Consider the following 23,645-nt stretch of genomic DNA (forward strand, 5'->3'; position numbering starts at 1 on the left):
TCCCCGCCCCCTGCCCTTGAGTTGAGATATTTGAACTGACTGGTCAGTGCAAAAACTAACCCGAACCTTCGATCGAAGCAAAAGCGCAGGTCAGAACGGATTGTCAGTGCCATACCTCACGATGGGCACATACGGCACTACCTGACTGGGCGTGCCGTCACACGACGACAGGAGGTTCGTCATGGCCCACCCGTCCGCAGCCGCCGCCCGTCGGCGCCGCGCCGCCGGCCCTGCCCCCTCACTGACCGGCCCGGCGAGCGACGTGCACCCCGTGCTCCGCCGGGCCACGGCCCCGCCCGCCGCCCTCGACCTCCTCGCCCAGGCCCGTGCGGGACTGGACGAGGCAGCCGTCCTCGAAACGTCGAACGAGCGCTACGCGACAGCCCACCTGGCCGCCCTGCGCACCGCCGCCGCGGTGCTCGCCGCGCGGGTCCAGCCGGAGCCCACCAGCCGGCGTCGCGGCCGTATCCGCAGCGCCTGGGAAGTCCTCCCCGAGATCGCGCCCGAACTCACCGAGTGGAGCGCCCTGTTCGCCTCCGGCGCCCGGCGCCGCGCGCGGGCCGAGGCGGGCATCCAGGGCGCGGCGACCCGCCGGGACGCCGACGACCTCATACGCGACGTGGCGATGTTCCTGCGCCTGGTCGAGCGGATGCTCGTCCTCCAGCCGGTACTGCCCCAGCCACGCCAGGACCCGGAGCGGCCGGGGGACCGCGCAGGGTGAGCGGCGCCTGGGCGAACTCCGGCGAGGTACAGCGCCCCAAGGTGAGGTACAGCGCCCCAAAGGGGCGCGGGGCCGTGTCGATATGCGGCTCCGCCGCGTGCGCGCGACCAGCCCCCACCGGCCGGCGGGTTCATCACCGCTCCACCAGCGGAGCGCGTACGTGTTCGCCGCGCGAGACACATGACCAGGTACGGCACCGGAGGCAATAGGGTGGAGGGCGCCTGAAGCCTTCCCTCCGCCCGCACCCCGGGCCGGGGAGGCAGCCCGTTCGCTCCGCCGTGCACAGGCGGTGCCGCGCCGAGGAGTCAACTGCCGTGTCGGACCCGAGCCGCCCCCGCGCCTCCCTCCGTACCGCCGTGGTCTGGGACGTCCTTCAGGACGCCCTCGACCGCCGGGTCAAGGCCACGGGTCGGGACGCGCTGGACGTCCTCGACACCGGAGGCGGCAGCGGCAACTTCGCGGTGCCCGTCGCCCGCCTCGGTCACCGCGTCACCGTCGTCGACCCCAGCCCGAACGCGCTGTTCGCGCTGGAGCGCCGCGCCGCCGAGGCCGGAGTCGCCGACCGCGTGCAGGGCGTCCAGGGCGACGCGCACGGCCTCTTCGACGTCGTCGAGCGCGGCGGCTACGACGCGGTGCTGTGCCACGGCGTCCTGGAGTACGTGGACGACCCCGCCGAGGGCGTCCGCACGGTGGTGGCCGCGCTGCGCCCCGAAGGCGTCCTCAGTCTGCTCGCCGCCGGGCTCGGCGGTGCCGTGCTCGCGCGCGCTCTCGCCGGCCACTTCACGGAGGCCCGCCAGGCCCTCGACGACCCGAACGGCCGCTGGGGCGCCGCCGACCCCGTCCCGCACCGTTTCACCGCCGAGCAGCTCGCCGCGTTCGTCGAGGGCGCGGGGCTCGACGTCGGCGCCGTGCACGGGGTGCGGGTCTTCGCCGACCTGGTGCCCGGAGTCCTCGTGGACACCGAGCCCGGCGCCCTGGACGCGCTGCTGAAGCTGGAGGCCGCGGCGGCCGAGCTCCCGGCCTTCCACTCCGTGGCCACGCAGCTTCATGTGCTCGGCGAGACGCGGGGTGCCGGCGAGGCGTGAGTGGCCTCCCGTGCCGGACCCCTGATCAGCGGCTCGACAGCACATGGAGTACGCCACAGGCCCCCCGATCGCGGGCCCGGCGCCGTATGATCGAGGGAGACCGCCCGGCATGACGGGACGGCCGCTGGGGAATGGAAGATTCAGCGAGCCGGAACGCCCATGGCGGATTCCGGTTGGTCAATTGGCGTAGAGGGGCGGGTTTCACGGGGGCGATTCCCTGCCTATCCTGAAGGGACCCCCCGGGTCGCCCCGGCGACTGCACGATGAGGAGGACTCCGTGCCGCTCTCGGAGCACGAGCAGCGAATGCTCGAGCAGATGGAGCGAGCGCTGTACGCCGAAGATCCCAAGTTCGCGACAGCGCTTGAGGGAAGCGGGCTGCGCACGTACACCCGGCGACGGGTCTACCAGGCGGTGGCCGGCTTCCTCGTAGGTATTGCGCTCCTCATGGCAGGAATGGTCGCACAGCAGATTTGGGTCAGCGTGGTGGGATTCCTCGTCATGCTGGGCTGTGCGGTACTCGCCGTGACCGGCTGGCGCAAGGCCCCCAAGCCTGGCGAACAGCCCGCCGCAGGCGCACCGCACGCCCGCCGTCAGGGACGGCAGCGGCGCTCGGTGATGGATCGTATCGAGCAGCGCTGGCAGCGCCGCCGCGACGAACAACAGGGCGGCCAGTAGCAGCACCTGGCCCCGCAGCACACGCGGCGCTCCTCGAACACGAGTGAGGGGGTGACCACCGAACCGGTGGTCACCCCCTCCCGTATGCCCTGCGGTGCTCTCGGGCCGTGCTCCCTAGCCCTGCTGTCCGGACGGCTTGCGCAGGGTCGGCCGCAGCGCCGCCGCCCGTGTCGTCACCGACGTCCGCCAGGCCGACAGCGCCCACACCACCCGGACGGTCGAGCGCGGGGCGACCAGTGCGCGCAGCCGCGTGGAGCGGCCGGCCGTGTCCTGGAACCCGACGACCACCCGCCGGACGTCCTTCGCGAGCCCCGCCGTCGGCTGCGGCCGAGGCGCGTACAGGACCTGCTCCACGGCGTCCGCCACGCGGTGCACCGAGGCGGCGGCCGCCGGGTCGAGATGCCCGAGTCCCACGATCCGCGCCGCCGCCTTGCGCGGGGTCAGCGACTCGTCGGGCGAGATCCCGAAGTCCCAGGCCGTATCGGTCAGTTCCTCCCACACCGCCAGCGTGTGGACGGCCGCGTCCGCCTCCGTACGGCCGTGCGCTCCCAGCCGTACGGAACGCATCCGGGTCCGCCACAGCATCGGCGAGAACGGGATCGTCAGCAGCAGGAGCGCGCCCAGGGCCAGCGCCACCATCTGCGCGTACCACCAGGGACCCTGGTGGTCACCGCCCCCCACGATCGCCGGGGCCTGGCTCGCGCAGCCGTCCAGCTTGCGCTGCTGGGCCGTGCAGCTCTCGCTCGCCGAGGGGGCCGCGGAGGGCGCCGTGCTCGTCGAGGTCGAGGGGAGGGCCGGGTCCGGGACGTCGCTGCCGGGCGTGGTCGACTGGGTGTACGACGGCACCGAGCCCCGGTTGGGGGTCGGCTCGAAGCGGGTCCAGCCCACGCCCTCGAAGTACAGCTCGGGCCAGGCGTGCGCGTCCTTCAGGCCCACCGACACCGAGCCGTTCGCCTCCTGTGTGCCCGGTGCGAAGCCCACCGCGACCCGCGCCGGGATGCCCAGGGTGCGGGCCATCGCCGCCATCGCGAAGGAGAAGTGGACGCAGAAGCCCTCCTTGTCCTTCAGGAACTTGGCGATCGCGTCACGGCCGGTACCGACGTCCACCCGGGTGTCGTACTGGAAGCCGCCGGTCACCGCGAAGTAGTCCTGGAGCTTGACCGCCTGCTCGTAGTGATTGGCCGAGCCCGCGGTGACCTTGCGGGCGGTGTCGGCCACCACCGCGGGCAGTGACTTGGGCACCTTCGTGTACTGGTTCCGCAGACTCGCCGACGGTGCCGGCGCCGTGGCCAGCTGCTCCGCGGTCGGCTGTACGGCCAGGCTGGTGACCTCGTAGGTCACCCCGCGGGTGTTCTGCCCGTGATCGCCCACGACCGTCATGCCCACGGGCTCGTAGCGCCAACTGCCGTCGATGCTCACGCCGCTGGGCGGGTACGGCATCGGCAGCCAGTCCTGGGCGTACCAGTCCGCGGCCGAGATACGGGTCTTGATCTCCGCGCGCTTGATGTCGGCGCCGAGGCCGGTCGGGGTGGGGAACGTGCTCGGCACGCCCTGGATGTGCCGCTGGGACGGCTTCCAGGTGGTGCCGTCGAAGTCGTCCAGGGACACGATCCGCAGATACATGTCCGAGATGTCGTTCGTGTTGGTGCGCACGGACAGGACCTGGCGGTTCTCGTCCACGTTCAGGCTGTCGCGCAGCGAGACCAGCGGGTTGACCGCGGAGATCGTGCCGCCGCCTCCGGTGCCCGAACCCACGCCGGTCCCGGCGGCGTCCAGCAGGCCGCCCGAGATGGTGGGCAGCGGCAGCAGGGCGATGGCCATCGCGACCGCGCCGATCCGCCGCCCGGTGCGGACCGGGGCGAGCGGCCCCGGGGACTCCGAGCCGGGACCGGTGCGGGGCGCCCCGCCGAAGACCCGGCCCCACTGGGCGAGCCGGTCCCGGCCCTCGGCCAGCAGCAGCATCAGATAGCCGGCGGCGGCGAGCAGGAACCACAGCCAGCTGACACTGCTCTCGGACAGCCCGGCGGCGACCGAGTACAGCGCGAGCAGCGGCAGCCCCGCCGGGGCCGCGCTGCGGAAGGTGACCGCGAGCGTGTCCACCGCGAGGCCGATCACCAGGACACCGCCGATGAGCATCAGCCGGATGCCGTCGTGCAGCGGTGCCGGGATCGCGTACCGGGAGACGTCGTCCGAGCCCTGCTGGAGCAGGTCGGCGAAGTGCTGGAAGGCCTCGGGGCCCGGGACGAACCCGGCGAGGGCCTGCGCGTGCGCGAAGACCAGGGTCAGCATCAGCAGGGTGACCAGGGCCTGCGCCGCGACGGTCAGCGGCCGGGCCAGCGGAACCCGCCGGGTCGCCGCACCCACGCCGGTCTGGATCGCCAGCATGAAGGCGGCCTGGACGATCCAGGTCGCCGGGGAGACCAGGGGCAGCATCGCGCAGGACGCCAGCAGTGTGGCCACCCAGGCGCAGATCGCCAGTCGTGCGCGCCCGCTCATGCCCATCCCTCCCCGAGGCCGGTCGCGGTGATGCCGTTGCGCTCCCGGTCGGCCTGTTGCCACAGATCTGTCAGTGAGGCGCCGCGCGGCACGCCCACGGCGGTCCAGCCCGCGTCGCGCAGCATCCGCAGCCGCTCGTCGGGCTCGTCCCCGGCACCGGGGACATCGGTCGACTCGCGCACCCAGCCCTCGCTGTCCAGCACGAAGGCGAGGGCGCCTCCGCTGCGCTGGCGCATCCGGGCGACCACCGCCGCCTGCTCCTCGTCGAGGTCGCCGAAGAAGGCCACCAGCAGCCCTTCGTTCCCGCCGCGCAGGACGTCGTAGGCCCGGGACAGGCCCGAGCCGTCCGAGTGGTCGATCACCGCGAGGGTGTCCATCATCAGCCCGGCCGCGTCCGCCGACTCCTGGCTCGCGCCCGCGAACCCGTCGGCGTCCTGGCCGGGCACCGAGTTGCCGGTGTCGCTCAACAGCCGTACGGAGAAGCCCCGTTCCAGCATGTGCACCAGGACGGAGGCGGCGCCGGAGACAGCCCACTCGAAGGCCGAGTCAGGGCCCTGGCCCGCGTAGGCGATGCCCCGGGTGTCGAGCAGGACCGTGCAGCGGGCGCGCTGGGGCTGCTCCTCGCGGCGCACCATCAGCTCGCCGTAGCGCGCGGTGGAGCGCCAGTGCACGCGGCGCAGGTCGTCGCCGTAGCGATAACCGCGCGGGATCACGTCGTCCTCGCCCGCCAGGGCCAGCGAGCGGTTGCGCCCGTCGCCGTAGCCCTTGGCCTCGCCGCTGAGGCGGACCGGGGGGAGGGCCTCCACGCGCGGGATGACGGTGAGGGTGTCGAAGGTCGAGAAGGAGCGGGTCAGTTCGCACATCCCGAAGGGGTCCGTCAGGCGGAGCTGGAGCGGGCCCAGGGGGTAGCGGCCGCGCAGGTCCGAGCGGACCCGGTAGGACACCTCGCGCCGGCCGCCCGCCTCGACCCGGTCCAGGACGAAGCGGGGGCGCGGACCGAGCACGTACGGCACCCGGTCCTGGAGCATCAGCAGGCCCGTGGGCAGCCGCGAGACGTTGTCCATCCTCAGATGGACGCGGGCCTCGCTGCCGGCGGGCACGCGCGAGGGGGAGAGCCGGCGGCTGCCGGCCACCCGGTAGCGGGTGCGGTAGAGCACGGTCGCGCAGACCAGGGGCAGCACGGCCAGCAGCAGCCCGACCCGGAGCAGATCGCTCTGCCCCAGGACGTACGCGCAGACCGCGGCGGCGATACCGGCGGCCAGGAAGGAGCGCCCACGGGTCGTCAGCCCGGCCAGGGCCGTACGGACACCGCCCTTCTCGTCCCGGTCGGTCTCCGCCTCCCCGATGGCCATCACAGCCTCCGGGGCGGCTGCTGGGGGTACGCCCCGAGACCCAGGCCGCTCTGCGGGGCCGGCGCCGCGGGCACGGGGGTGCGCTGGAGGATCTCCTGGACGACCTGCTCCGCCGTACGACGGTTCAGCTGGGCCTGCGCGGTGGGCAGCAGGCGGTGTGCCAGGACCGCTACCGCGAGGGCCTGGATGTCGTCAGGCAGCGCGTACTCACGGCCGCTCAGGGCGGCGGAGGCCTTCGCCGCGCGCAGCAGGTGCAGCGTCGCGCGCGGGGAGGCGCCGAGTCTGAGGTCGGGGTGGTTGCGCGTGGCGGAGACCAGCTCCACCGCGTACCTGCGCACCGGGTCGGCGACGTGGACGCCGCGGACCGCCTCGACCAGCTTGACGATGTCGTGCGCGTGGGCCACGGGCTGGAGGTCGTCCAGCGGGCTCGCCCCGCCGTGGATGTCCAGCATCTGCAGCTCGGCCTCCGCGCTGGGATAGCCGATGGAGACCCGGGCCATGAAACGGTCGCGCTGCGCCTCGGGCAGCGGATAGGTGCCCTCCATCTCGACCGGGTTCTGCGTGGCGACCACCATGAAGGGGCTGGGCAGCTCGTAGGTCTGCCCGTCGATGGTGACCTGACGCTCCTCCATGGACTCCAGGAGCGCGGACTGGGTCTTCGGCGAGGCGCGGTTGATCTCGTCGCCGATCACGATCTGCGCGAAGATCGCGCCCGGTTTGAACTCGAAGTCCCGCTGCTGCTGGTCCCAGATGGACACACCGGTGATGTCCGAGGGCAGCAGGTCGGGCGTGAACTGGATTCGCCGCACCGAACAGTCGATCGACCGCGCCAGCGCCTTGGCCAGCATTGTCTTGCCCACACCCGGAACGTCCTCGATCAGAAGATGTCCCTCGGCGAGCAGCACGGTCAGCGAAAGCCGTACGACCTCGGGCTTGCCCTCGATCACTCCTTCCACCGAACTGCGGACTCGCTCCACAGTGGCGGTCAGATCTGTAAGGCTCGCTCGATCGTCATAGGTCGTCACCCGGCCCTCCTCGGCCCGTTCTTTCCATGGGCCGACGCCTGTGATGCGGACCGGCCCACCCCGAAACACGGACACCGCGCGGAAAAAGTTCCGCGCGACGCCACACCCGCATTCTTGTTGCCGTTACCGGTTCGTGTCACTCGCCTGTGGACAACTGCCTTCGCTTTGTCGGGCCTTACGACCTTTTGGGCGGTCCCGGCGGCGAACTTTTCGAAGTTTCGGGGCGGGCGGGTGCGTCAGGCCGGGTCGATCTCGCGCAGCAGACCCGACTTCACGTCGAACACGAAGCCGCGCACATCATCAGTGTGCAGCAGGAACGGCGAGGTCCGCACACGCTGCATGGACTGCCGTACGTCCTGATCGACGTCCCGGAAGGCCTCCACCGCCCAGGCGGGGCGCTGGCCGACCTCCATCTCCAGGTCGTGCCGGAACTCCTCGGTGAGGGACTCCAGGCCGCAGCCGGTGTGGTGGATGAGGACGACGCTGCGGGTGCCGAGCGCCCGCTGGCTGATGGTGAGGGAGCGGATCGCGTCGTCGGTGACCACACCGCCCGCGTTGCGGATCGTGTGGCAGTCGCCGAGCTCCAGGCCGAGCGCGGCGTGCAGGTCGAGGCGGGCGTCCATGCAGGCCACCACGGCCACCTGGAGGACTGGATGGGCGTCCATCCCGGGATCGGTGAAGGCGGCGGCGTATCGCGCGTTGGCCTCGACGAGGCGGTCCGTCACGGTCCCGCCGTCGGCTATGGCGCCTTCGGAGTCTGTGGGTACGGATGCGGAGGTCGTCATACCTATGACGGTACTGGTCACCTGCGGAGCGGTCTCGGGGTGAGATGGGAAAAAGAGCGTCATTGCGTCCTCTTGTGAGGTAACCCACACGGGTGGCGGGGGTGCCCCCGTGTGGGTGATTCTTCCCGTTTTGAGGCTTCACACGCACCCCGGCCCGCGACGCGCAGGCCGGTTGATTGACCGTGAGACAGCGTGGACTAAAGTTGCGCGAAGCGGGAGGCGAGGCTCTCCCTGCTGGACTTTTCCCGGAGACCCCGGCGACTTTCCGGATTCTCCCCACGTGCGCGGCGCGTACGTACGGCTCGGCCTCCTCCCGCTCCCGGTCGGCTGACGCTTTCGGCGCCGGCAGGCTTCCCCTTCACTGGGGGAGGGCGGGGACCCGGCGGTGCGTAGGGCCCGTGCCGGATCTGAGAGGGCCCCTTGAGCCAGAGTCGACACGTCCCGGTGATGCTCCAGCGGTGCCTGGACATGTTGGCCCCCGCACTGGAGCGGCCGGGCGCGGTGGTCGTCGACTGCACGCTCGGCCTCGGCGGCCACAGCGAGGCCCTGCTGACCCGGTTCCCCGAGGCCCGTCTCGTCGCCCTCGACCGCGACAAGGAGGCCCTGCGCCTCTCCGGTGAGCGCCTCACCCCCTTCGGCGACCGGGCCACCCTTGTGCACGCCGTCTACGACGAGTTGCCCGACGTACTGGAGCGGCTCGGCCTCGCGCGCGTGGAGGGCGTTCTGTTCGACCTCGGCGTCTCCTCCATGCAGCTCGACGAGGCCGACCGCGGCTTCGCCTACGCCCAGGACGCCCCCCTCGACATGCGCATGGACCAGACGACCGGCATCAGCGCGGCCGAGGTCCTCAACACCTACGCGCCCGGCGAACTCGTCCGCATCCTGCGGGCGTACGGCGAGGAGAAGCAGGCCAAGCGAATCGTCTCCGCGGTCGTCCGCGAGCGCGACAAGGAGCCGTTCAGCAACAGCGCACGGCTCGTCGAGCTGATCCGCGACTCGTTGCCGCAGGCCGCCAAGCGCACCGGTGGCAACCCGGCCAAGCGCACCTTCCAGGCGCTGCGCATCGAGGTCAACGGCGAACTGTCCGTCCTGGAGAGCGCGATCCCCGCCGCCGTGAAGTCCCTTGCCGTGGGCGGCCGGATCGCCGTCCTGTCGTACCACTCGCTCGAAGACCGCCTGGTCAAGCAGGTGTTCGCGGCCGGCGCCGCCAACACCGCGCCTCCTGGGCTGCCGGTCGTGCCCGAGCAGTACCAGCCCCGGCTCAAGCTCCTGACGCGCGGTGCCGAACTTCCCACCGAGGAAGAGGTCGCCGAGAACCGGCGGGCGGCACCCGCGCGGCTGCGGGGGGCTCAGCGCATCAGGGAGGACGCCGAGTGAGCAGGAAACCCGAACTGAGGGGCAGGGCCGCCCGACTCGCGCGGCTCTTCCCGACCGGGCCCGCGCAGGCAGGGGGGATCCAGGCGGCCCGTACCCCGTTCGTCCTCCTTGTCGTGCTCCTCCTGGGCGGCGGCCTGATCGGACTGCTCGTGCTGAACTCCGCGCTCAGCGAAGGGCAGTTCAAGCTGGACGACCTCCAGAAGCAGACGAAGAGCCTCACCGACGAGGAACAGGCCCTCCAGCGGGACGTCGACGCCTACTCCGCCCCCGACGCCCTCCAGCGCCGCGCCCGCGAACTGGGCATGGTGCCCGGCGGGGACCCCGCCTTCCTCGACCCGGACGGCACCGTGAAGGGTGTCCCGGAGCAGGCCGCCGCGAAAACCGTGACCACACCGGCGGTCCTCGCACCCGAAGCACTCGTCAGCAGGCCGAGCCCGAGCCCGAGTTCGAGCCCCACGGCCGTCGCACCGGCACCGGCCCCCGCGGCCACCCCCGTCGCGACCCGGCCCGTACAGCCCGCGCAGACTTCTACGACCCAGACCTCCACAGCGCAGTCATCCACAGCACAGTCCTCCACCCCGACAACACCCGGCAGGTGACGGAAGTGTCCGACAGGGAACCGCCGCGCCGCCGAGTGCCAGGACCGGCCAGGCCCGAACGCCCGGAGGGCGGCAACGCCGCCCGGCGCCGCCCCGGTCCCGGCGCCCGTCCGGCCCGCCGCTCGGCATCGCCCTCTCCCGCGGCGCGCCCGGCGGGCCCGCGCTCCCTCCGCCTCGGCAGCCCCCGCCCCCGGCTGCGCATGATCAGCCTGGCGCTGACCCTCGTCCTGATCGCGTTCGTCGTACGACTGCTCCAGGTGCAGGCCGTCGACGCGAGCGCGTACGCCGCCAAGGCCGCGCAGAACCGGTACGTCGACTACGTCCTGGCCGCCGAGCGCGGTGAGATCACCGACCGTTCCGGGGTGGCGCTGGCGACCAGCGTGGACGCGTACACGATCACCGCGGACCCGACGCTGTTCACCCGTAAGCAGCTCAAGATCGACGACGGGCCCGAACAGGCGGCCGCCCTCCTCGCCCCGATCCTCGGCGTGGACCAGGCGGGGCTGGTCAAGAAGCTCAGGCCCGCGAACAAGAACCTGCGCTACGTGGTGCTCGCCAACCGCCAGACCCCGCAGGTCTGGAAGCAGATCAAGGACCTGAAGAGCGCGCTGAACACCAAGGCCTCGACCGACCCGGCCACGGTCAACGTCCTGGCCGGTGTCCTCGCCGTCCCCACCACCAAGCGCGTGTACCCGAACGGCGATCTCGCCGCCGGGATACTGGGCTGGGTCAACGCCGACGGCAAGGGCGGCGGCGGGGTCGAGCAGCAGCTGAACAAGGACCTCACCGGCAAGGACGGCAAGGTCCGTTACGCGCAGTCCGGCGGCGTCCAGGTGCCGACCGCGGGCTCCACCGAGACGCCTGCGGTGCCCGGTTCCGACGTCGAGCTGACGATCGACCGCGACATCCAGTGGGCCGCGCAGAACGCCATCACCGAGCAGGTGAAGAAGTCCAAGGCGGACCGCGGGTACGTGATAGTGCAGGACACCCGCACCGGCGAGATCCTCGCCATGGCCAACGCGCCCGGCTTCGACCCGAACGACCTCGCGCAGGCGAACGCGGCCTCCCTGGGCAACGCGGCCCTCCAGGACGCCTACGAGCCCGGTTCCACCGCCAAGGTCATGACGATGGCCGCCGTACTCCAGGAGAACGCGGCCACCCCGCTGACGCATGTCGTCGTGCCGAACCGGCTGCACCGCGGTGACCGGCTCTTCCAGGACGACGTGGATCACGCGACCTGGAACCTCACGCTCAACGGCGTCCTCGCCAAGTCCAGCAACATCGGCACCATCGAGGCGGCCGGCCAGCTCGGCAAGACGCAGCCCGAGGCCAACCAGGTCCTGTACTCGTATCTGCGCAAGTTCGGCATCGGCAGCTACAGCGGGCTCGACTTCCCCGGCGAGACCAAGGGCATCCTCGCGCCCGCCGACAAGTGGTCGACCTCGCAGCAGTACACGATTCCTTTCGGCCAGGGCATGTCCCTCAACGCGCTCCAGGCGGCCTCCGTCTACTCGACGGTCGCCAACGGCGGAGTCCGCGTCGAGCCCACCCTGGTGCGCGGCACGAAGGGGCCCGACGGACGCTTCACGCCCGCGGCGACGCCCAAGAAGACCCGGGTCATCAGCGCGAAGACGGCGAAGACCCTCGCCCAGATGCTGGAGTCCGTGGTGGATGACGAGCAGGGCACCGGCGGTAAGGCCGCGATTCCGGGGTACCGGGTCGCGGGCAAGACCGGCACCGCCAACCGCGTGGATCCGGCCACCGGCAAGTACAAGGGCTACACCTCGTCGTTCGCCGGGTTCGCGCCCGCCGACAACCCCCGTATCACCGTCTACTGCGCGATCCAGAACGCCACCAGCGGCAGCTACTTCGGCGGTCAGATCTGCGGACCGATCTACAAGCAGGTGATGGAGTTCGCCCTCAAGACCCTCCAGGTCCCGCCCACCGGGGCGAAGGCCGCGAATCTGCCCGTGACCTTCACGCCCTGATCAGCGCAACAGCCAGGAACCGATCCGTGACCATGATCACCTCCCAGTCGGGGAACCAGGGCCAGCAGGACAACAGGCCCCGCCCCTCACTTCGCTCCGGGGCGGGTGTGCCCGGTACGCTCACCGCCGTGCCACCCGCCGATCAGTCCCAAACCCCCCAGAAGGGCGCATCCGTGACCTACCCGGGGCCGCCCAGGCCGGCGCGGATCTCCGCCACACCCCTCGCGGAACTCGCCGACGAACTGGGCGCCACCGCGCCGACCACGGCAGCCGAGATCACGGGCATCACCCATGACTCGCGCGCCGTCCGCCCCGGCGACCTGTACGCCGCGCTGCCCGGCGCCCGTCTGCACGGCGCCGACTTCGTCACCCAGGCGGCCGGCCTCGGCGCCGTCGCCGTCCTGACGGACCCGGCCGGCGCCGACCGCGCCGCGGCAACGGGCCTGCCGGTACTGGTCGTTGACGACCCGCGCGGGCAGATGGGCGAGCTGGCGGCGACCATCTACGGCCATCCCGGCCGCGATCTGCTCCAGATCGGCATCACCGGCACCTCGGGCAAGACGACGACCGCGTACCTCGTGGAGGGCGGCCTGAAAACGGTCCGGTCCACCGGTCTGATCGGCACGGTCGAGATGCGCATCGGCGACGAGCGCATCAAGTCGGAGCGCACGACCCCCGAAGCCACCGATCTCCAGGCCCTGTTCGCGGTCATGCTGGAGCGCGGGGTCGACGCCGTCGCCATGGAGGTCTCCAGCCACGCGCTGGTCCTCGGCCGGGTCGACGCCTGCATCTTCGACATCGCGGTCTTCACCAACCTCAGCCCGGAACACATGGAGTTCCACACGGGCATGGAGGACTACTTCCAGGCCAAGGCCCAGCTGTTCACGCCGCTGCGCAGCCGGCAGGGAGTGGTCAACCTCGACGACGAGTACGGCCGCAGGCTCGCCCGCGAGGCCACCGTCCCCGTGGTCACCTACTCCGCCGAGGGCCACCCGGACGCCGACTGGCGCGCCCAGGACGTCGAAGTCGGCCCGATGGACTCGACGTTCACCGCGGTCGGCCCCAAGGGCGAGCTGATCACCGCGAGATCGCCGCTCGCCGGCTCCTTCAACGTGGCCAACACCCTCGCCGCGATCGCCGCCCTCGCCACCGCCGGCCTCGACCCGCAGCTCGCCGCCGACGGCATCGCCGAGGTGCCGGGCGTGCCGGGGCGCCTGGAGCGCGTGGACGCCGGGCAGCCGTATCTCGCGGTCGTCGACTACGCCCACAAGACGGACGCCGTCGAATCGGTCCTGCGCGCGCTGCGCAAGGTCACCGAGGGCAAGCTGCACGTCGTGCTCGGCTGCGGCGGCGACCGGGACAGGACCAAGCGCGAGCCGATGGGCGCCGCGGTCGCCCGGCACGCCGACACCGCCGTACTGACATCGGACAACCCCCGCTCCGAGGACCCCCTCGCCATCCTCGCGACCATGCTCCAGGGCGCCGCGTCGGTGCCCGCGCACGAGCGCGGCGAGGTCCAGGTCTTCGAGGACCGGGCCGCCGCCATCGCGGCCGCCGTCGCCCGCGCACAGCCGGGGGACACCGTGCTGGTCGCGGGCAAGGGCCACGAGCAGGGCCAGGACATCGCCGGAGTGGTCCGTCCCTTCGACGACCGCCAGGTGCTTCGCGAAGCTATCCAGAAGACCCAGGGATGAACTTGTGATCGCCCTCTCCCTCGCCGAGATCGCAGAAGTCGTCGGCGGGCAGACGCACGACATACCGGATCCGTCCGTCCAGGTCACCGGCCCGGTGGTCCGCGACTCCCGGGAAGTGGAACCCGGCAGCCTCTTCGTCGCCTTCGTCGGCGAGCACGTCGACGGCCACGACTTCGCTAACGCGGTCGTCGAGGCGGGCGCGGTGGCCCTCCTGGCCTCCCGCCCGGTCGGCGTGCCCGCGATCGTCGTGGACGACGTCCAGAGCGCCTTGGGCGCCCTCGCCCGTCATGTCGTACGACGGCTCGGCGCGACCCTCGTGGCCCTCACCGGCTCGGCGGGCAAGACCAGCACCAAGGACCTCATCGCCCAGGTGCTCGCGCGCAAGGCGCCCACGGTGTTCACACCGGGATCGTTGAACAATGAGATCGGGCTGCCGCTGACCGCGCTGAGCGCCACCGCCGAGACGAGGTTCCTCGTCCTGGAGATGGGCGCCCGCGGCATCGGTCACATCCGCTACCTCGCGGACCTGACGCCCCCGCAGATCGGCCTCGTCCTCAACGTCGGCACCGCCCACATCGGCGAGTTCGGCGGCCGGGAGCAGATCGCGCAGGCAAAGGGTGAACTCGTGGAGGCGCTCCCTTCAGTTGAAGACGGCGGCGTCGCGGTCCTCAACGCGGACGATCCGCTCGTACGGGCCATGGCGTCCCGTACGAAGGCGAAGGTGATCCTTTTCGGAGAGTCCGGCGAAGCGGACGTACGTGCCGAGAACGTGAGACTCACGGACAGCGGACAGCCCGCCTTCAGCCTTCACACACCCTCCGGGTGCAGCGAAGTGACCATGCGCCTGTACGGTGAGCACCACGTGTCGAACGCGCTCGCCGCGGCCGCCGTCGCCCATGAGCTGGGCATGTCCGCAGACGAGATCGCCACCGCGCTCTCCGAGGCGGGCTCCCTCTCCCGCTGGCGGATGGAGGTCACCGAGCGACCGGACGGCGTGACCATCGTCAACGACGCCTACAACGCGAACCCCGAGTCCATGCGAGCCGCCTTGCGCGCGCTCGCGGCCATGGGCAAGGGACGCAGGACGTGGGCGGTGCTCGGCAAGATGGCCGAGCTCGGGGACGAGGCGCTCGCCGAGCACGACGCGGTCGGACGGCTCGCCGTCCGGCTCAATGTCGGCAAGCTCGTCGCGGTCGGGGGCAGGGAAGCGTCCTGGCTGCAACTGGGCGCATATAACGAGGGTTCGTGGGGTGAGGAGTCGGTGCACGTGTCCGACGCACAGGCGGCGGTCGACCTGTTGCGCAGCGAGTTGCGCGCGGGAGACGTCGTTCTCGTGAAGGCGTCCCGGTCGGTCGGGCTCGAGAGCGTGGCGCAGGCGCTCGTCGAGGCCGGTACCGAGGGTGAGGTTGCCGCCCGATGATGAAGCAGATCCTGTTCTCAGGAGTCATCGGCCTGTTCCTGACCCTGGTGGGCACCCCGCTGCTGATCAAGCTGCTGGCCCGCAAGGGCTACGGCCAGTACATCCGGGACGACGGCCCGCGAGAGCACGCCGCGAAGCGTGGTACGCCGACGATGGGCGGTATCGCCTTCATCTTCGCGACGGTCGCCGCGTACTTCCTGTCCAAGCTCATCACCGGTTACACGCCGACCTATTCGGGTCTGCTGGTGCTCGGTCTGATGGTCGGCATGGGCCTGGTCGGTTTCCTCGACGACTACATCAAGATCGTCAAGAGGCGTTCGCTGGGCCTGCGGGCCAAGGCGAAGATGGCCGGCCAGCTGATCGTCGGCATCAGCTTCGCGGTGCTCGCCCTCCAGTTCCAGGACGCCCGCGGCAACACCCCGGCCTCCACGAAGCTGTCGTTCATCACGGACTTCGGCTGGAAGATCGGCCCGATCCTGTTCGTGATCTGGGCGCTGTTCATGATCCTCGCGATGTCGAACGGCGTGAACCTGACGGACGGTCTCGACGGCCTCGCCACCGGCGCCTCGGTCCTGGTCTTCGGTGCCTACACCTTCATCGGTGTCTGGCAGTTCCAGGAGTCCTGCGCCAACGCGCAGACCCTGACCAACCCGAACGCCTGTTACGAGGTGCGCGATCCGCTCGACCTCGCGGTCATCGCCTCGGCGCTGATGGGCGCCTGCCTGGGCTTCCTGTGGTGGAACACCTCGCCGGCCAAGATCTTCATGGGGGACACGGGCTCACTCGCCCTCGGCGGTGTCCTCACCGGTCTGGCGATCCTCTCCCGCACGGAGCTGCTCGTCGCCATCATGGGCGGCCTCTTCGTCCTCATCACCATGTCGGTGGTCATCCAGGTCGGCTCCTTCAAGCTCACCGGCAAGCGGGTCTTCCGAATGGCCCCGCTCCAGCACCACTTCGAACTCAAAGGCTGGTCCGAAGTGCTCGTGGTGGTCCGCTTCTGGATCATCCAGGGCATCTGCGTGATCGTCGGCCTGGGCCTCTTCTATGCGGGATGGGCAGCGGAAAAGTGACCGACGGTCAGGGGCTCTCCTTCGAGGGCAAGCACGTCACCGTCGCCGGGCTCGGAGTCTCCGGCATCCCGGCGGCCAAGGTCCTGCACGGGCTCGGCGCGCTCGTCACGGTCGTCAACGACGGCGACGACGAGCGCTCCCGGGCCCAGGCGGCCGACCTGGAGGCGCTCGGCATCACCGTGCGCCTCGGCGATGGTGCGACCCTGCCCGAGGGCACCGAACTGATCGTCACCACCCCCGGCTGGAAGCCCGACAAGCCGCTGTTCACGGCGGCGCGTGAGGCGGGCGTACCGGTGTGGGGGGACGTGGAGTTGGCCTGGCGCCTGCGCGGCCCCGACGCGGCCCCCTGGCTGGCCGTCACCGGCACCAACGGCAAGACCACCACCGTCCAGATGCTCGCCTCGATCCTGAAGGCGGCGGACCTGCGCACGGCGGCGGTCGGCAACATCGGCGTCTCGGTGCTCGACGCCGTACTCGGGGACGAGCAGTACGACGTCCTCGCCGTGGAACTGTCGAGTTATCAGCTCCACTGGGCGCCCTCGGTGCGCGCCCACTCCGCCGTCGTACTGAATCTGGCGCCCGATCACCTCGACTGGCACGGCTCGATGGAGGCGTACGCCGCCGACAAGGGCCGTATCTACGAAGGCAATCGGGTCGCCTGCGTCTACAACGTCGCCGACAAGGCCACCGAGGATCTGGTCCGCGAGGCCGATGTCGAGGAGGGGTGCCGGGCGATCGGCTTCACGCTGGGCAGCCCCGCGCCGTCCCAACTCGGCGTCGTGGACGGCATTCTGGTGGACCGTGCCTTCGTCGAGGACCGGCAGAAGAACGCGCAGGAACTCGCCGAGGTCGCGGACGTCAATCCGCCCGCCCCGCACAACATCGCCAACGCCCTTGCCGCCGCTGCCCTCGCGCGTGCCTTCGGGGTGCCCGCCAAGGCCGTACGGGACGGGCTGCGGGCCTTCACGCCCGACGCGCACCGCATCGCGCACGTGGCCGATGTGGACGGCGTCGCGTACATCGACGACTCCAAGGCCACCAACACCCATGCGGCGGAAGCCTCGTTGGCGGCCTACGAGTCGATCGTGTGGATCGCGGGCGGGCTCGCCAAGGGCGCCACCTTCGACGAACTCGTCGCCAAGTCGGCGAAGCACCTTCGGGGCGTGGTGCTGATCGGCGCCGATCGCGCGCTGATCCGCGAAGCCCTCGCGCGACACGCGCCGGAAGTACCCGTCGTCGACCTCGACCGGACCGACACTGGGGCGATGCTCGCGGCTGTCCAGGAGGCACAGCGGCTCGCCGCCGCCGGCGACACGGTGCTGCTCGCCCCCGCCTGCGCCTCCATGGACATGTTCGCCAACTACAACAAGCGCGGTGACGCGTTCGCCACGGCGGTTCGCGAACTCGGCGCCTGACCGACGCAAGCGGAGGCGCTGATGCCCAGTAGCCGTACCGGCCGGCCGCCCGTGCAGCAGCGGACCCCCAGACGTCCCGCCGCCGCCAGGACCGTCCGCGACAACCCCGTACGACGGCTCTACACCAACGCGCGCCGGGCCTGGGACCGCCCGCTGACCGCCTACTACCTGATCGCCGGCGGCAGCGTGCTGATCACCGTGCTGGGTCTGGTGATGGTCTACTCGGCCTCCCAGATCACCGCACTCCAACTGTCTTTGCCCGGCTCGTACTTCTTCCGCAAACAGTTCCTCGCGGCCTGTATCGGCGGGGTGCTGGCGCTGGCCGCCTCGCGGATGCCGGTCAAGTTGCACCGGGCGCTGGCCTATCCGATCCTCGCGGGCGCCGTCTTCATGATGGCGCTGGTGCAGTTGCCGGGGATAGGGATGTCGGTCAACGGCAACCGCAACTGGATCTCGCTCGGCGGCTCCTTCCAGATCCAGCCCAGCGAGTTCGGCAAGCTGGCCCTGGTCCTGTGGGGCGCCGACCTGCTCGCCCGCAAGCAGGACAAGGCGATGCTGGCCCAGTGGAAGCACATGCTGGTGCCGCTGGTGCCGGTCGCGTTCATGCTGCTCGGGCTGATCATGCTCGGCGGCGACATGGGCACGGCGATCATCCTCACCGCGATCCTGTTCGGCCTGCTGTGGCTGGCCGGCGCTCCGACCCGGCTCTTCGTCGGCGTGCTGTCGATCGCGGCCGCGATCGGTGTGATCCTCATCAAGACCAGCCCCAACCGGATGGCCCGGCTCGCCTGCATCGGCGCCACCGAGCCCAAGACCGGGGTCGCCGACTGCTGGCAGGCCGTGCACGGGATCTACGCGCTCGCATCCGGCGGGATCTTCGGCTCCGGGCTCGGGGCGAGTGTGGAGAAATGGGGTCAACTCCCCGAGGCCCACACCGACTTCATCTTCGCCGTCACCGGTGAGGAACTGGGTCTGGCGGGCACACTGTCGGTGCTCGCCCTCTTCGCGGCTCTAGGCTATGCGGGTATCCGCGTGGCCGGACGCACGGAGGACCCCTTCGTGAGGTATGCCGCGGGAGGCGTGACCACCTGGATCATCGCTCAGGCGGTGATCAACATCGGTGCGGTGCTCGGCCTGCTGCCGATCGCCGGCGTCCCGCTCCCGCTGTTCTCCTACGGGGGTTCCGCCCTGCTGCCGACCATGTTCGCCATCGGGTTGCTGATCGCCTTCGCGCGCGACGACCCCGCTGCGCGGGCGGCGCTTGCGATGCGGCAACCCCGCTTTGGTAGAAAGCGGGGGGCCAGGGGTACCGGTTCCGGCCAACGGCCCCGGAGATGGAACACGATGCGACGGCGTGCCTCGGCGGCGCGTTCGTCCGGAGAGCGGTGAATTTCGGTGCATGTCGTACTCGCCGGTGGGGGGACCGCCGGCCACATCGAGCCGGCGCTCGCCCTCGCGGATGCCCTGCGCAGGCAGGACCCCACCGTGGGGATCACAGCCCTGGGCACGGAGCGCGGCCTTGAGACCCGTCTCGTACCCGAGCGGGGCTACGAACTCGCGCTGATCCCCGCCGTACCCCTGCCGCGCAAGCCCACCCCCGAACTGATCACCGTGCCGGGCCGGTTGCGCGGCACGATCAAGGCGGCCGAGCAGATCCTGGAGCGCACCAAGGCGGACTGCGTCGTCGGCTTCGGCGGCTATGTGGCGCTGCCCGGCTACCTCGCGGCCAAGCGCCTCGGGGTACCGATCGTGATCCACGAGGCCAACGCCCGGCCCGGGTTGGCCAACAAGATCGGCTCGCGGTACGCGGCCCGGGTCGCCGTCTCGACCCCGGACAGCAAGCTGCGCGACGCCCGCTACATCGGCATCCCGCTGCGCCGCACGATCGCCACCCTGGACCGCGCGGCCGTACGGCCCGAGGCCCGGGCCGCGTTCGGGCTCGACCCGAACCTGCCGACGCTGCTGGTCTCCGGCGGCTCGCAGGGCGCCCGGCACCTCAACGAGGTGGTCGAGCGGGTCGCGCCGTACCTCCAACAGGCCGGAATCCAGATCCTGCACGCGGTCGGCCCGAAGAACGAACTGCCGCAGGTGCACCAGATGCCGGGGATGCCCCCCTACATCCCGGTACCGTACGTGGACCGGATGGACCTCGCGTACGCCGCGGCCGACATGATGCTCTGCCGCGCGGGCGCGATGACCGTCGCCGAACTCTCCGCCGTCGGACTCCCGGCCGCCTACGTCCCGCTGCCCATCGGCAACGGCGAACAGCGGCTGAACGCCCAGCCGGTGGTCAAGGCCGGCGGCGGACTCCTGGTCGACGACGCGGAACTGACGCCCGAGTGGATCCAGGGCAACGTCCTGCCCGTACTCGCCGACCCGCACCGGCTGTACGAAATGTCGCGCGCGGCAAGCGAGTTCGGCCGCCGGGACGCCGACGACCTGCTCGTCGGCATGGTGTACGAGGCGATCGCCTCGCGGCACCGCTAGCCATATGTGAGAGAGGCAGGGGATCGTGGCCGGACCGACGACCGCCGAGCGCGGTGAACGCCAACAGGAGTCGTCCGGCCCGCCCCTTGTCCGGCGTCTGGGACCAAGACGCCTTCGTCTGATTGTCGTACTCGCCCTCGCCGCAGTCGTGTTGGGCGCCGCCGCGGTCTGGCTGCTCTACGGCTCGCAGTGGCTGCGGGTGGAGAAGGTGTCGGTGTCCGGGACCAAGGTCCTGACGCCCGAGCAGGTCCGCGAAGCCGCCGGCGTTCCGGTCGGCGGACCGCTCGTTTCCGTCGACACCGATGCGATCGAAGCCCGACTCCGCAGGAAATTGCCCCGAATTGACACCGTTGACGTAGTCCGTTCCTGGCCTCATGGAATCGGGCTGAAAGTGACCGAACGCAGCCCGGTCCTGGTGGAGAAAAAGGGCGGAAACTTCATCGAAGTGGACGACGACGGCGTGCGATTCGCCACCGTTTCCACGGCACCGAAGTCCATCCCCACCCTGGAATTGACGCTCTCTCAATCGGGTTCGTCCGCGGCGGGCCTGCGCCGCTTCGGCGAGGACCGACTCGTACGCGAGGCGGTACGGGTCGCGGGCGACATTCCGGCCGCGGTCGCACGCGTCACCCAGGTCGTCAAGGTCCGTTCCTACGACGACATCTCACTGGAGTTGAGCGGCGGCCGGACCGTCTCCTGGGGAAGTGGCGACAAGGGTGCCGCGAAGGCGCGTACGCTCACCGCTCTCATGAAAGCAGCTCCCGGTGCCCGGCACTTCGACGTAAGTGTTCCCACCGCCCCTGCGTCAGCCGGGAGTTGACGCACATTCGCGCAGGCCAGCACCCTGGTTGGGCAGCGCTACGGCTGATCACATAGGGTGAAAAGAAAAACGGGAGGTTCGGCGTGTTCGTTGAACGTGCGCCACTTGTCGACTTAGTGTCCTGTTCAGAAGACTTCAAGGAACGGACACACTGGTAACCCTAAACTTCAACGTTAGGGTTCGGGTCGGCGCTACGGACCGTCCCATTCGGCATCCGTCGTCGGGTCGCGGAACACCGCGATCGACGACACGTAACTCGAGGCGAGAGGCCTTCGACGTGGCAGCACCGCAGAACTACCTCGCAGTCATCAAGGTCATCGGTGTCGGCGGCGGTGGTGTCAATGCCATCAACCGGATGATCGAGGTCGGCCTCAAGGGCGTCGAGTTCATCGCCATCAACACCGACGCGCAGGCGCTGTTGATGAGCGACGCCGACGTCAAACTCGACGTCGGCCGCGAACTCACCCGCGGACTCGGCGCCGGCGCCAACCCGGCCGTCGGCCGCAAGGCCGCCGAGGATCACCGTGAGGAGATCGAGGAGGTCCTCAAGGGGGCCGACATGGTCTTCGTGACGGCCGGCGAAGGCGGCGGCACCGGCACCGGCGGCGCCCCCGTCGTGGCCAACATCGCGCGCTCCCTGGGCGCCCTCACCATCGGCGTGGTCACCCGCCCGTTCACCTTCGAGGGACGGCGCCGGGCGAACCAGGCGGAGGACGGCATCGCCGAACTCCGCGAAGAGGTCGACACCCTCATCGTCATCCCGAACGACCGGCTGCTGTCCATCTCGGACCGCCAGGTCTCGGTCCTCGACGCCTTCAAGTCGGCGGACCAGGTCCTGCTCTCCGGTGTGCAGGGCATCACCGATCTGATCACCACGCCCGGCCTGATCAACCTCGACTTCGCCGACGTCAAGTCCGTGATGTCCGAGGCCGGTTCGGCCCTCATGGGCATCGGCTCGGCCCGCGGCGACGACCGCGCGGTGGCCGCCGCGGAGATGGCGATCTCCTCGCCGCTCCTCGAGGCCTCCATCGACGGCGCCCGCGGCGTCCTGCTCTCCATCTCCGGCGGCTCCGACCTCGGCCTGTTCGAGATCAACGAAGCGGCCCAACTGGTCAGCGAGGCGGCCCACCCCGAGGCCAACATCATCTTCGGCGCGGTCATCGACGACGCCCTCGGCGACGAGGTCCGGGTCACGGTCATCGCGGCCGGCTTCGACGGCGGCCAGCCGCCGACCCGCCGGGAGACCGGCACGAGCTCCACCTCGGCCCGCCGCGACGAGCCGACACCGGTACGGCAGGAGAGCCGTCCGTCCTTCGGCTCGCTCGGCAGCGTCAAGCCGAAGGAGGAGCCGGAGCACGCTCCGGAGCCGGTCGCCGACCTCCCGGTCGCCCCGCCGGTCCCGCCGTCGCGGACCTACTCGGACAGCGCCGCCGAGGAGCTGGACGTACCGGACTTCCTGAAGTGATAGGACAGTTCGACACCGTGAGCGGCGCGCATTTCGCCTTCACCGACAGGTGGGGCGGGGTGAGCGCCGTTCCGTACGAGGAGCTCAACCTCGGCGGCGCGGTCGGCGACGACCCCGACGCGGTACGTACCAATCGCGAACTGGCGGCCAAGTCACTGGGGTTGGACCCGGCGCTGGTGGTCTGGATGAACCAGGTGCACGGCGCGGACGTGGCGGTCGTCGAGGAGCCCTGGGGCGCCTCGGACATCCCCTCCGTCGACGCGGTCGTCACCGCCCGGCGCGGCCTCGCCCTCGCCGTGCTGACCGCCGACTGCACGCCGGTCCTGCTCGCCGACCCGGTCGCCGGGATCGCGGGCGCGGCCCACGCCGGACGCCCGGGCATGGTCGCCGGGGTCGTCCCCGCCACCGTACGGGCCATGGTGGAACTCGGCGCCGATCCCGCCCGGATCGTCGCCCGCACCGGACCCGCCGTCTGTGGCCGGTGCTACGAAGTGCCCGCGGACATGCGCGCCGACGTCGCCGCCGTGGAACCGGCGGCGTACGCCGAGACGAGCTGGGGCACTCCCGCGGTCGACGTGACCGCCGGAGCGCACGCGCAGCTCGACCGGCTCGGGGTGCGCGACCGGGAGCAGTCGCCGGTGTGCACCCGTGAATCGGGCGACCACTTCTCGTACCGCCGGGACCGGACGACCGGGCGGCTGGCGAGCTATGTCTGGCTGGACTGATCGGGCATGACGGACCGTAAGCAAGAAATCGCCGTGAATCTGGCGAGAGTCGAGGAGCGCATCACCGCCGCCTGTGCCGCGGCCGGGCGGAAGCGCGAAGAGGTGACCCTGATCGTGGTCACCAAGACCTATCCGGCGAGCGACGTACGGACGTTGGCCGAACTCGGTGTGCGTCACGTCGCCGAGAACCGGGACCAGGACGCCGCCCCGAAGGCGGCCGAATGCGCGGATCTGCCGCTGAGTTGGCACTTCGTCGGTCAGTTGCAGACCAACAAGGTGCGATCCGTGGCCGGTTACGCCGATGTCGTGCAGTCGGTCGACCGGTCCCGGCTCGTCACCGCGCTGTCGAAGGAGACCGAGCGGTCCGGGCGCGAACTGGGCTGTCTCATCCAGGTCGCACTCGACGCGGGAGTGAGCGGGCGGGGCGAGCGGGGTGGCGTCGGGC

19 protein-coding genes and 1 pseudogene are annotated in these 23,645 nt (G+C 70.8%); 16 read left to right on the plus strand and 4 right to left on the minus strand.

Annotated elements, in window-relative coordinates; genetic code table 11:
- Positions 1-181: 181 nt before the first annotated feature.
- The 3 genes from ACNFOC_RS28065 (at position 182) to ACNFOC_RS28075 (ending at position 2,482) form a co-directional block, all read left to right on the plus strand.
- Positions 182-721 carry an SAV_6107 family HEPN domain-containing protein gene (locus tag ACNFOC_RS28065; RefSeq protein WP_416961871.1) on the plus strand — a complete coding sequence of 180 codons (540 nt, stop codon included), beginning with the start codon at positions 182-184 and terminating at the stop codon, positions 719-721.
- A gap of 314 nt (positions 722-1,035) precedes the next feature.
- Positions 1,036-1,806 carry a methyltransferase gene (locus ACNFOC_RS28070; protein WP_416961872.1) on the plus strand — a complete coding sequence of 257 codons (771 nt, stop codon included), beginning with the start codon at positions 1,036-1,038 and terminating at the stop codon, positions 1,804-1,806.
- Positions 1,807-2,083: 277 nt separating this feature from the next.
- On the plus strand, positions 2,084-2,482 hold the full coding sequence (locus ACNFOC_RS28075; protein WP_328831962.1) for an SCO2097 family morphological protein: 399 nt from the start codon (positions 2,084-2,086) through the stop codon (positions 2,480-2,482).
- A gap of 114 nt (positions 2,483-2,596) precedes the next feature.
- On the opposite strand, the gene ACNFOC_RS28080 is transcribed toward ACNFOC_RS28075, so the two are convergent.
- The 4 genes from ACNFOC_RS28080 to ACNFOC_RS28095 form a co-directional block, all read right to left on the minus strand.
- Positions 2,597-4,978: a transglutaminase TgpA family protein gene (locus ACNFOC_RS28080; RefSeq protein WP_416961873.1), complete on the minus strand. Its 2,382-nt coding sequence runs from the start codon at positions 4,976-4,978 to the stop codon at positions 2,597-2,599.
- Positions 4,975-6,330, minus strand: coding sequence for a DUF58 domain-containing protein (locus tag ACNFOC_RS28085; RefSeq protein WP_416961874.1), 1,356 nt, complete (start codon positions 6,328-6,330; stop codon positions 4,975-4,977). Before ACNFOC_RS28085 ends, ACNFOC_RS28080 begins: the two co-directional genes overlap by 4 nt.
- Positions 6,330-7,355 (minus strand): AAA family ATPase, encoded by a 1,026-nt coding sequence (locus tag ACNFOC_RS28090; protein ID WP_416961875.1) that lies wholly within the window; start codon positions 7,353-7,355, stop codon positions 6,330-6,332. Before ACNFOC_RS28090 ends, ACNFOC_RS28085 begins: the two co-directional genes overlap by 1 nt.
- A 236-nt stretch (positions 7,356-7,591) precedes the next feature.
- Positions 7,592-8,140: a beta-class carbonic anhydrase gene (locus tag ACNFOC_RS28095; protein ID WP_416961876.1), complete on the minus strand. Its 549-nt coding sequence runs from the start codon at positions 8,138-8,140 to the stop codon at positions 7,592-7,594.
- A gap of 420 nt (positions 8,141-8,560) precedes the next feature.
- On the opposite strand from ACNFOC_RS28095, the gene rsmH reads away from it, so the two are divergent.
- From rsmH to ACNFOC_RS28160, 13 genes and pseudogenes are all read left to right on the plus strand, one after another.
- Positions 8,561-9,517: a 16S rRNA (cytosine(1402)-N(4))-methyltransferase RsmH gene (gene rsmH / locus ACNFOC_RS28100; RefSeq protein WP_416961877.1), complete on the plus strand. Its 957-nt coding sequence runs from the start codon at positions 8,561-8,563 to the stop codon at positions 9,515-9,517.
- Positions 9,514-10,116, plus strand: a complete 603-nt coding sequence (ftsL, locus tag ACNFOC_RS28105) for a cell division protein FtsL (protein ID WP_416961878.1) — start codon at positions 9,514-9,516, stop codon at positions 10,114-10,116. The genes rsmH and ftsL overlap by 4 nt, the downstream gene beginning before the upstream one ends.
- 5 nt (positions 10,117-10,121) lie before the next feature.
- A complete protein-coding gene (locus tag ACNFOC_RS28110) occupies positions 10,122-12,104 on the plus strand; it encodes a peptidoglycan D,D-transpeptidase FtsI family protein (RefSeq protein ID WP_416961879.1) in 1,983 nt (660 codons plus the stop codon).
- 173 nt (positions 12,105-12,277) lie between these two features.
- Positions 12,278-13,798 (plus strand): UDP-N-acetylmuramoyl-L-alanyl-D-glutamate--2,6-diaminopimelate ligase, encoded by a 1,521-nt coding sequence (locus ACNFOC_RS28115; RefSeq protein WP_416961886.1) that lies wholly within the window; start codon positions 12,278-12,280, stop codon positions 13,796-13,798.
- 4 nt (positions 13,799-13,802) lie between these two features.
- Positions 13,803-15,218, plus strand: a complete 1,416-nt coding sequence (locus ACNFOC_RS28120) for a UDP-N-acetylmuramoyl-tripeptide--D-alanyl-D-alanine ligase (protein ID WP_416961880.1) — start codon at positions 13,803-13,805, stop codon at positions 15,216-15,218.
- The gene (gene mraY / locus ACNFOC_RS28125) at positions 15,215-16,288 is read left to right on the plus strand and encodes a phospho-N-acetylmuramoyl-pentapeptide-transferase (RefSeq protein WP_416961881.1); all 1,074 of its coding nucleotides are present in this window, start codon (positions 15,215-15,217) and stop codon (positions 16,286-16,288) included. The genes ACNFOC_RS28120 and mraY overlap by 4 nt, the downstream gene beginning before the upstream one ends.
- The gene (gene murD / locus ACNFOC_RS28130; protein ID WP_416961882.1) at positions 16,270-17,703 is read left to right on the plus strand and encodes a UDP-N-acetylmuramoyl-L-alanine--D-glutamate ligase; all 1,434 of its coding nucleotides are present in this window, start codon (positions 16,270-16,272) and stop codon (positions 17,701-17,703) included. Before mraY ends, murD begins: the two co-directional genes overlap by 19 nt.
- A 21-nt stretch (positions 17,704-17,724) precedes the next feature.
- Positions 17,725-19,092, plus strand: coding sequence for a putative lipid II flippase FtsW (gene ftsW, locus ACNFOC_RS28135; RefSeq protein ID WP_393753124.1), 1,368 nt, complete (start codon positions 17,725-17,727; stop codon positions 19,090-19,092).
- A 6-nt stretch (positions 19,093-19,098) separates the two neighbouring features.
- Positions 19,099-20,190 carry an undecaprenyldiphospho-muramoylpentapeptide beta-N-acetylglucosaminyltransferase gene (gene murG, locus ACNFOC_RS28140; RefSeq protein ID WP_266878092.1) on the plus strand — a complete coding sequence of 364 codons (1,092 nt, stop codon included), beginning with the start codon at positions 19,099-19,101 and terminating at the stop codon, positions 20,188-20,190.
- Positions 20,191-20,215: 25 nt separating this feature from the next.
- Positions 20,216-21,010 carry a cell division protein FtsQ/DivIB gene (locus tag ACNFOC_RS28145; protein WP_416961883.1) on the plus strand — a complete coding sequence of 265 codons (795 nt, stop codon included), beginning with the start codon at positions 20,216-20,218 and terminating at the stop codon, positions 21,008-21,010.
- Between the two features lie 277 nt (positions 21,011-21,287).
- Positions 21,288-22,475, plus strand: coding sequence for a cell division protein FtsZ (gene ftsZ / locus ACNFOC_RS28150; protein ID WP_416961884.1), 1,188 nt, complete (start codon positions 21,288-21,290; stop codon positions 22,473-22,475).
- Positions 22,472-23,200 carry a peptidoglycan editing factor PgeF gene (pgeF, locus tag ACNFOC_RS28155; RefSeq protein ID WP_416961885.1) on the plus strand — a complete coding sequence of 243 codons (729 nt, stop codon included), beginning with the start codon at positions 22,472-22,474 and terminating at the stop codon, positions 23,198-23,200. Before ftsZ ends, pgeF begins: the two co-directional genes overlap by 4 nt.
- A 6-nt stretch (positions 23,201-23,206) precedes the next feature.
- A pseudogene (locus tag ACNFOC_RS28160) lies at positions 23,207-23,645 on the plus strand (YggS family pyridoxal phosphate-dependent enzyme); the annotation flags it as partial.

The organism is Streptomyces colwelliae (genome assembly GCF_048158785.1).
GTDB lineage: Bacteria > Actinomycetota > Actinomycetes > Streptomycetales > Streptomycetaceae > Streptomyces.

Excerpts from the sequence above, each read along its gene's own strand:
- ACNFOC_RS28065 (WP_416961871.1), top strand. The coding sequence starts at position 182 with ATGGCCCACCCGTCCGCAGCCGCCGCCCGTCGGCGCCGCGCCGCCGGC.
- ACNFOC_RS28080 (WP_416961873.1), bottom strand. The coding sequence starts at position 4,978 with ATGAGCGGGCGCGCACGACTGGCGATCTGCGCCTGGGTGGCCACACTG.
- ACNFOC_RS28085 (WP_416961874.1), bottom strand. The coding sequence starts at position 6,330 with ATGGCCATCGGGGAGGCGGAGACCGACCGGGACGAGAAGGGCGGTGTC.
- ACNFOC_RS28095 (WP_416961876.1), bottom strand. The coding sequence starts at position 8,140 with ATGACGACCTCCGCATCCGTACCCACAGACTCCGAAGGCGCCATAGCC.
- mraY (WP_416961881.1), top strand. The coding sequence starts at position 15,215 with ATGATGAAGCAGATCCTGTTCTCAGGAGTCATCGGCCTGTTCCTGACC.
- murD (WP_416961882.1), top strand. The coding sequence starts at position 16,270 with ATGGGCAGCGGAAAAGTGACCGACGGTCAGGGGCTCTCCTTCGAGGGC.
- ftsW (WP_393753124.1), top strand. The coding sequence starts at position 17,725 with ATGCCCAGTAGCCGTACCGGCCGGCCGCCCGTGCAGCAGCGGACCCCC.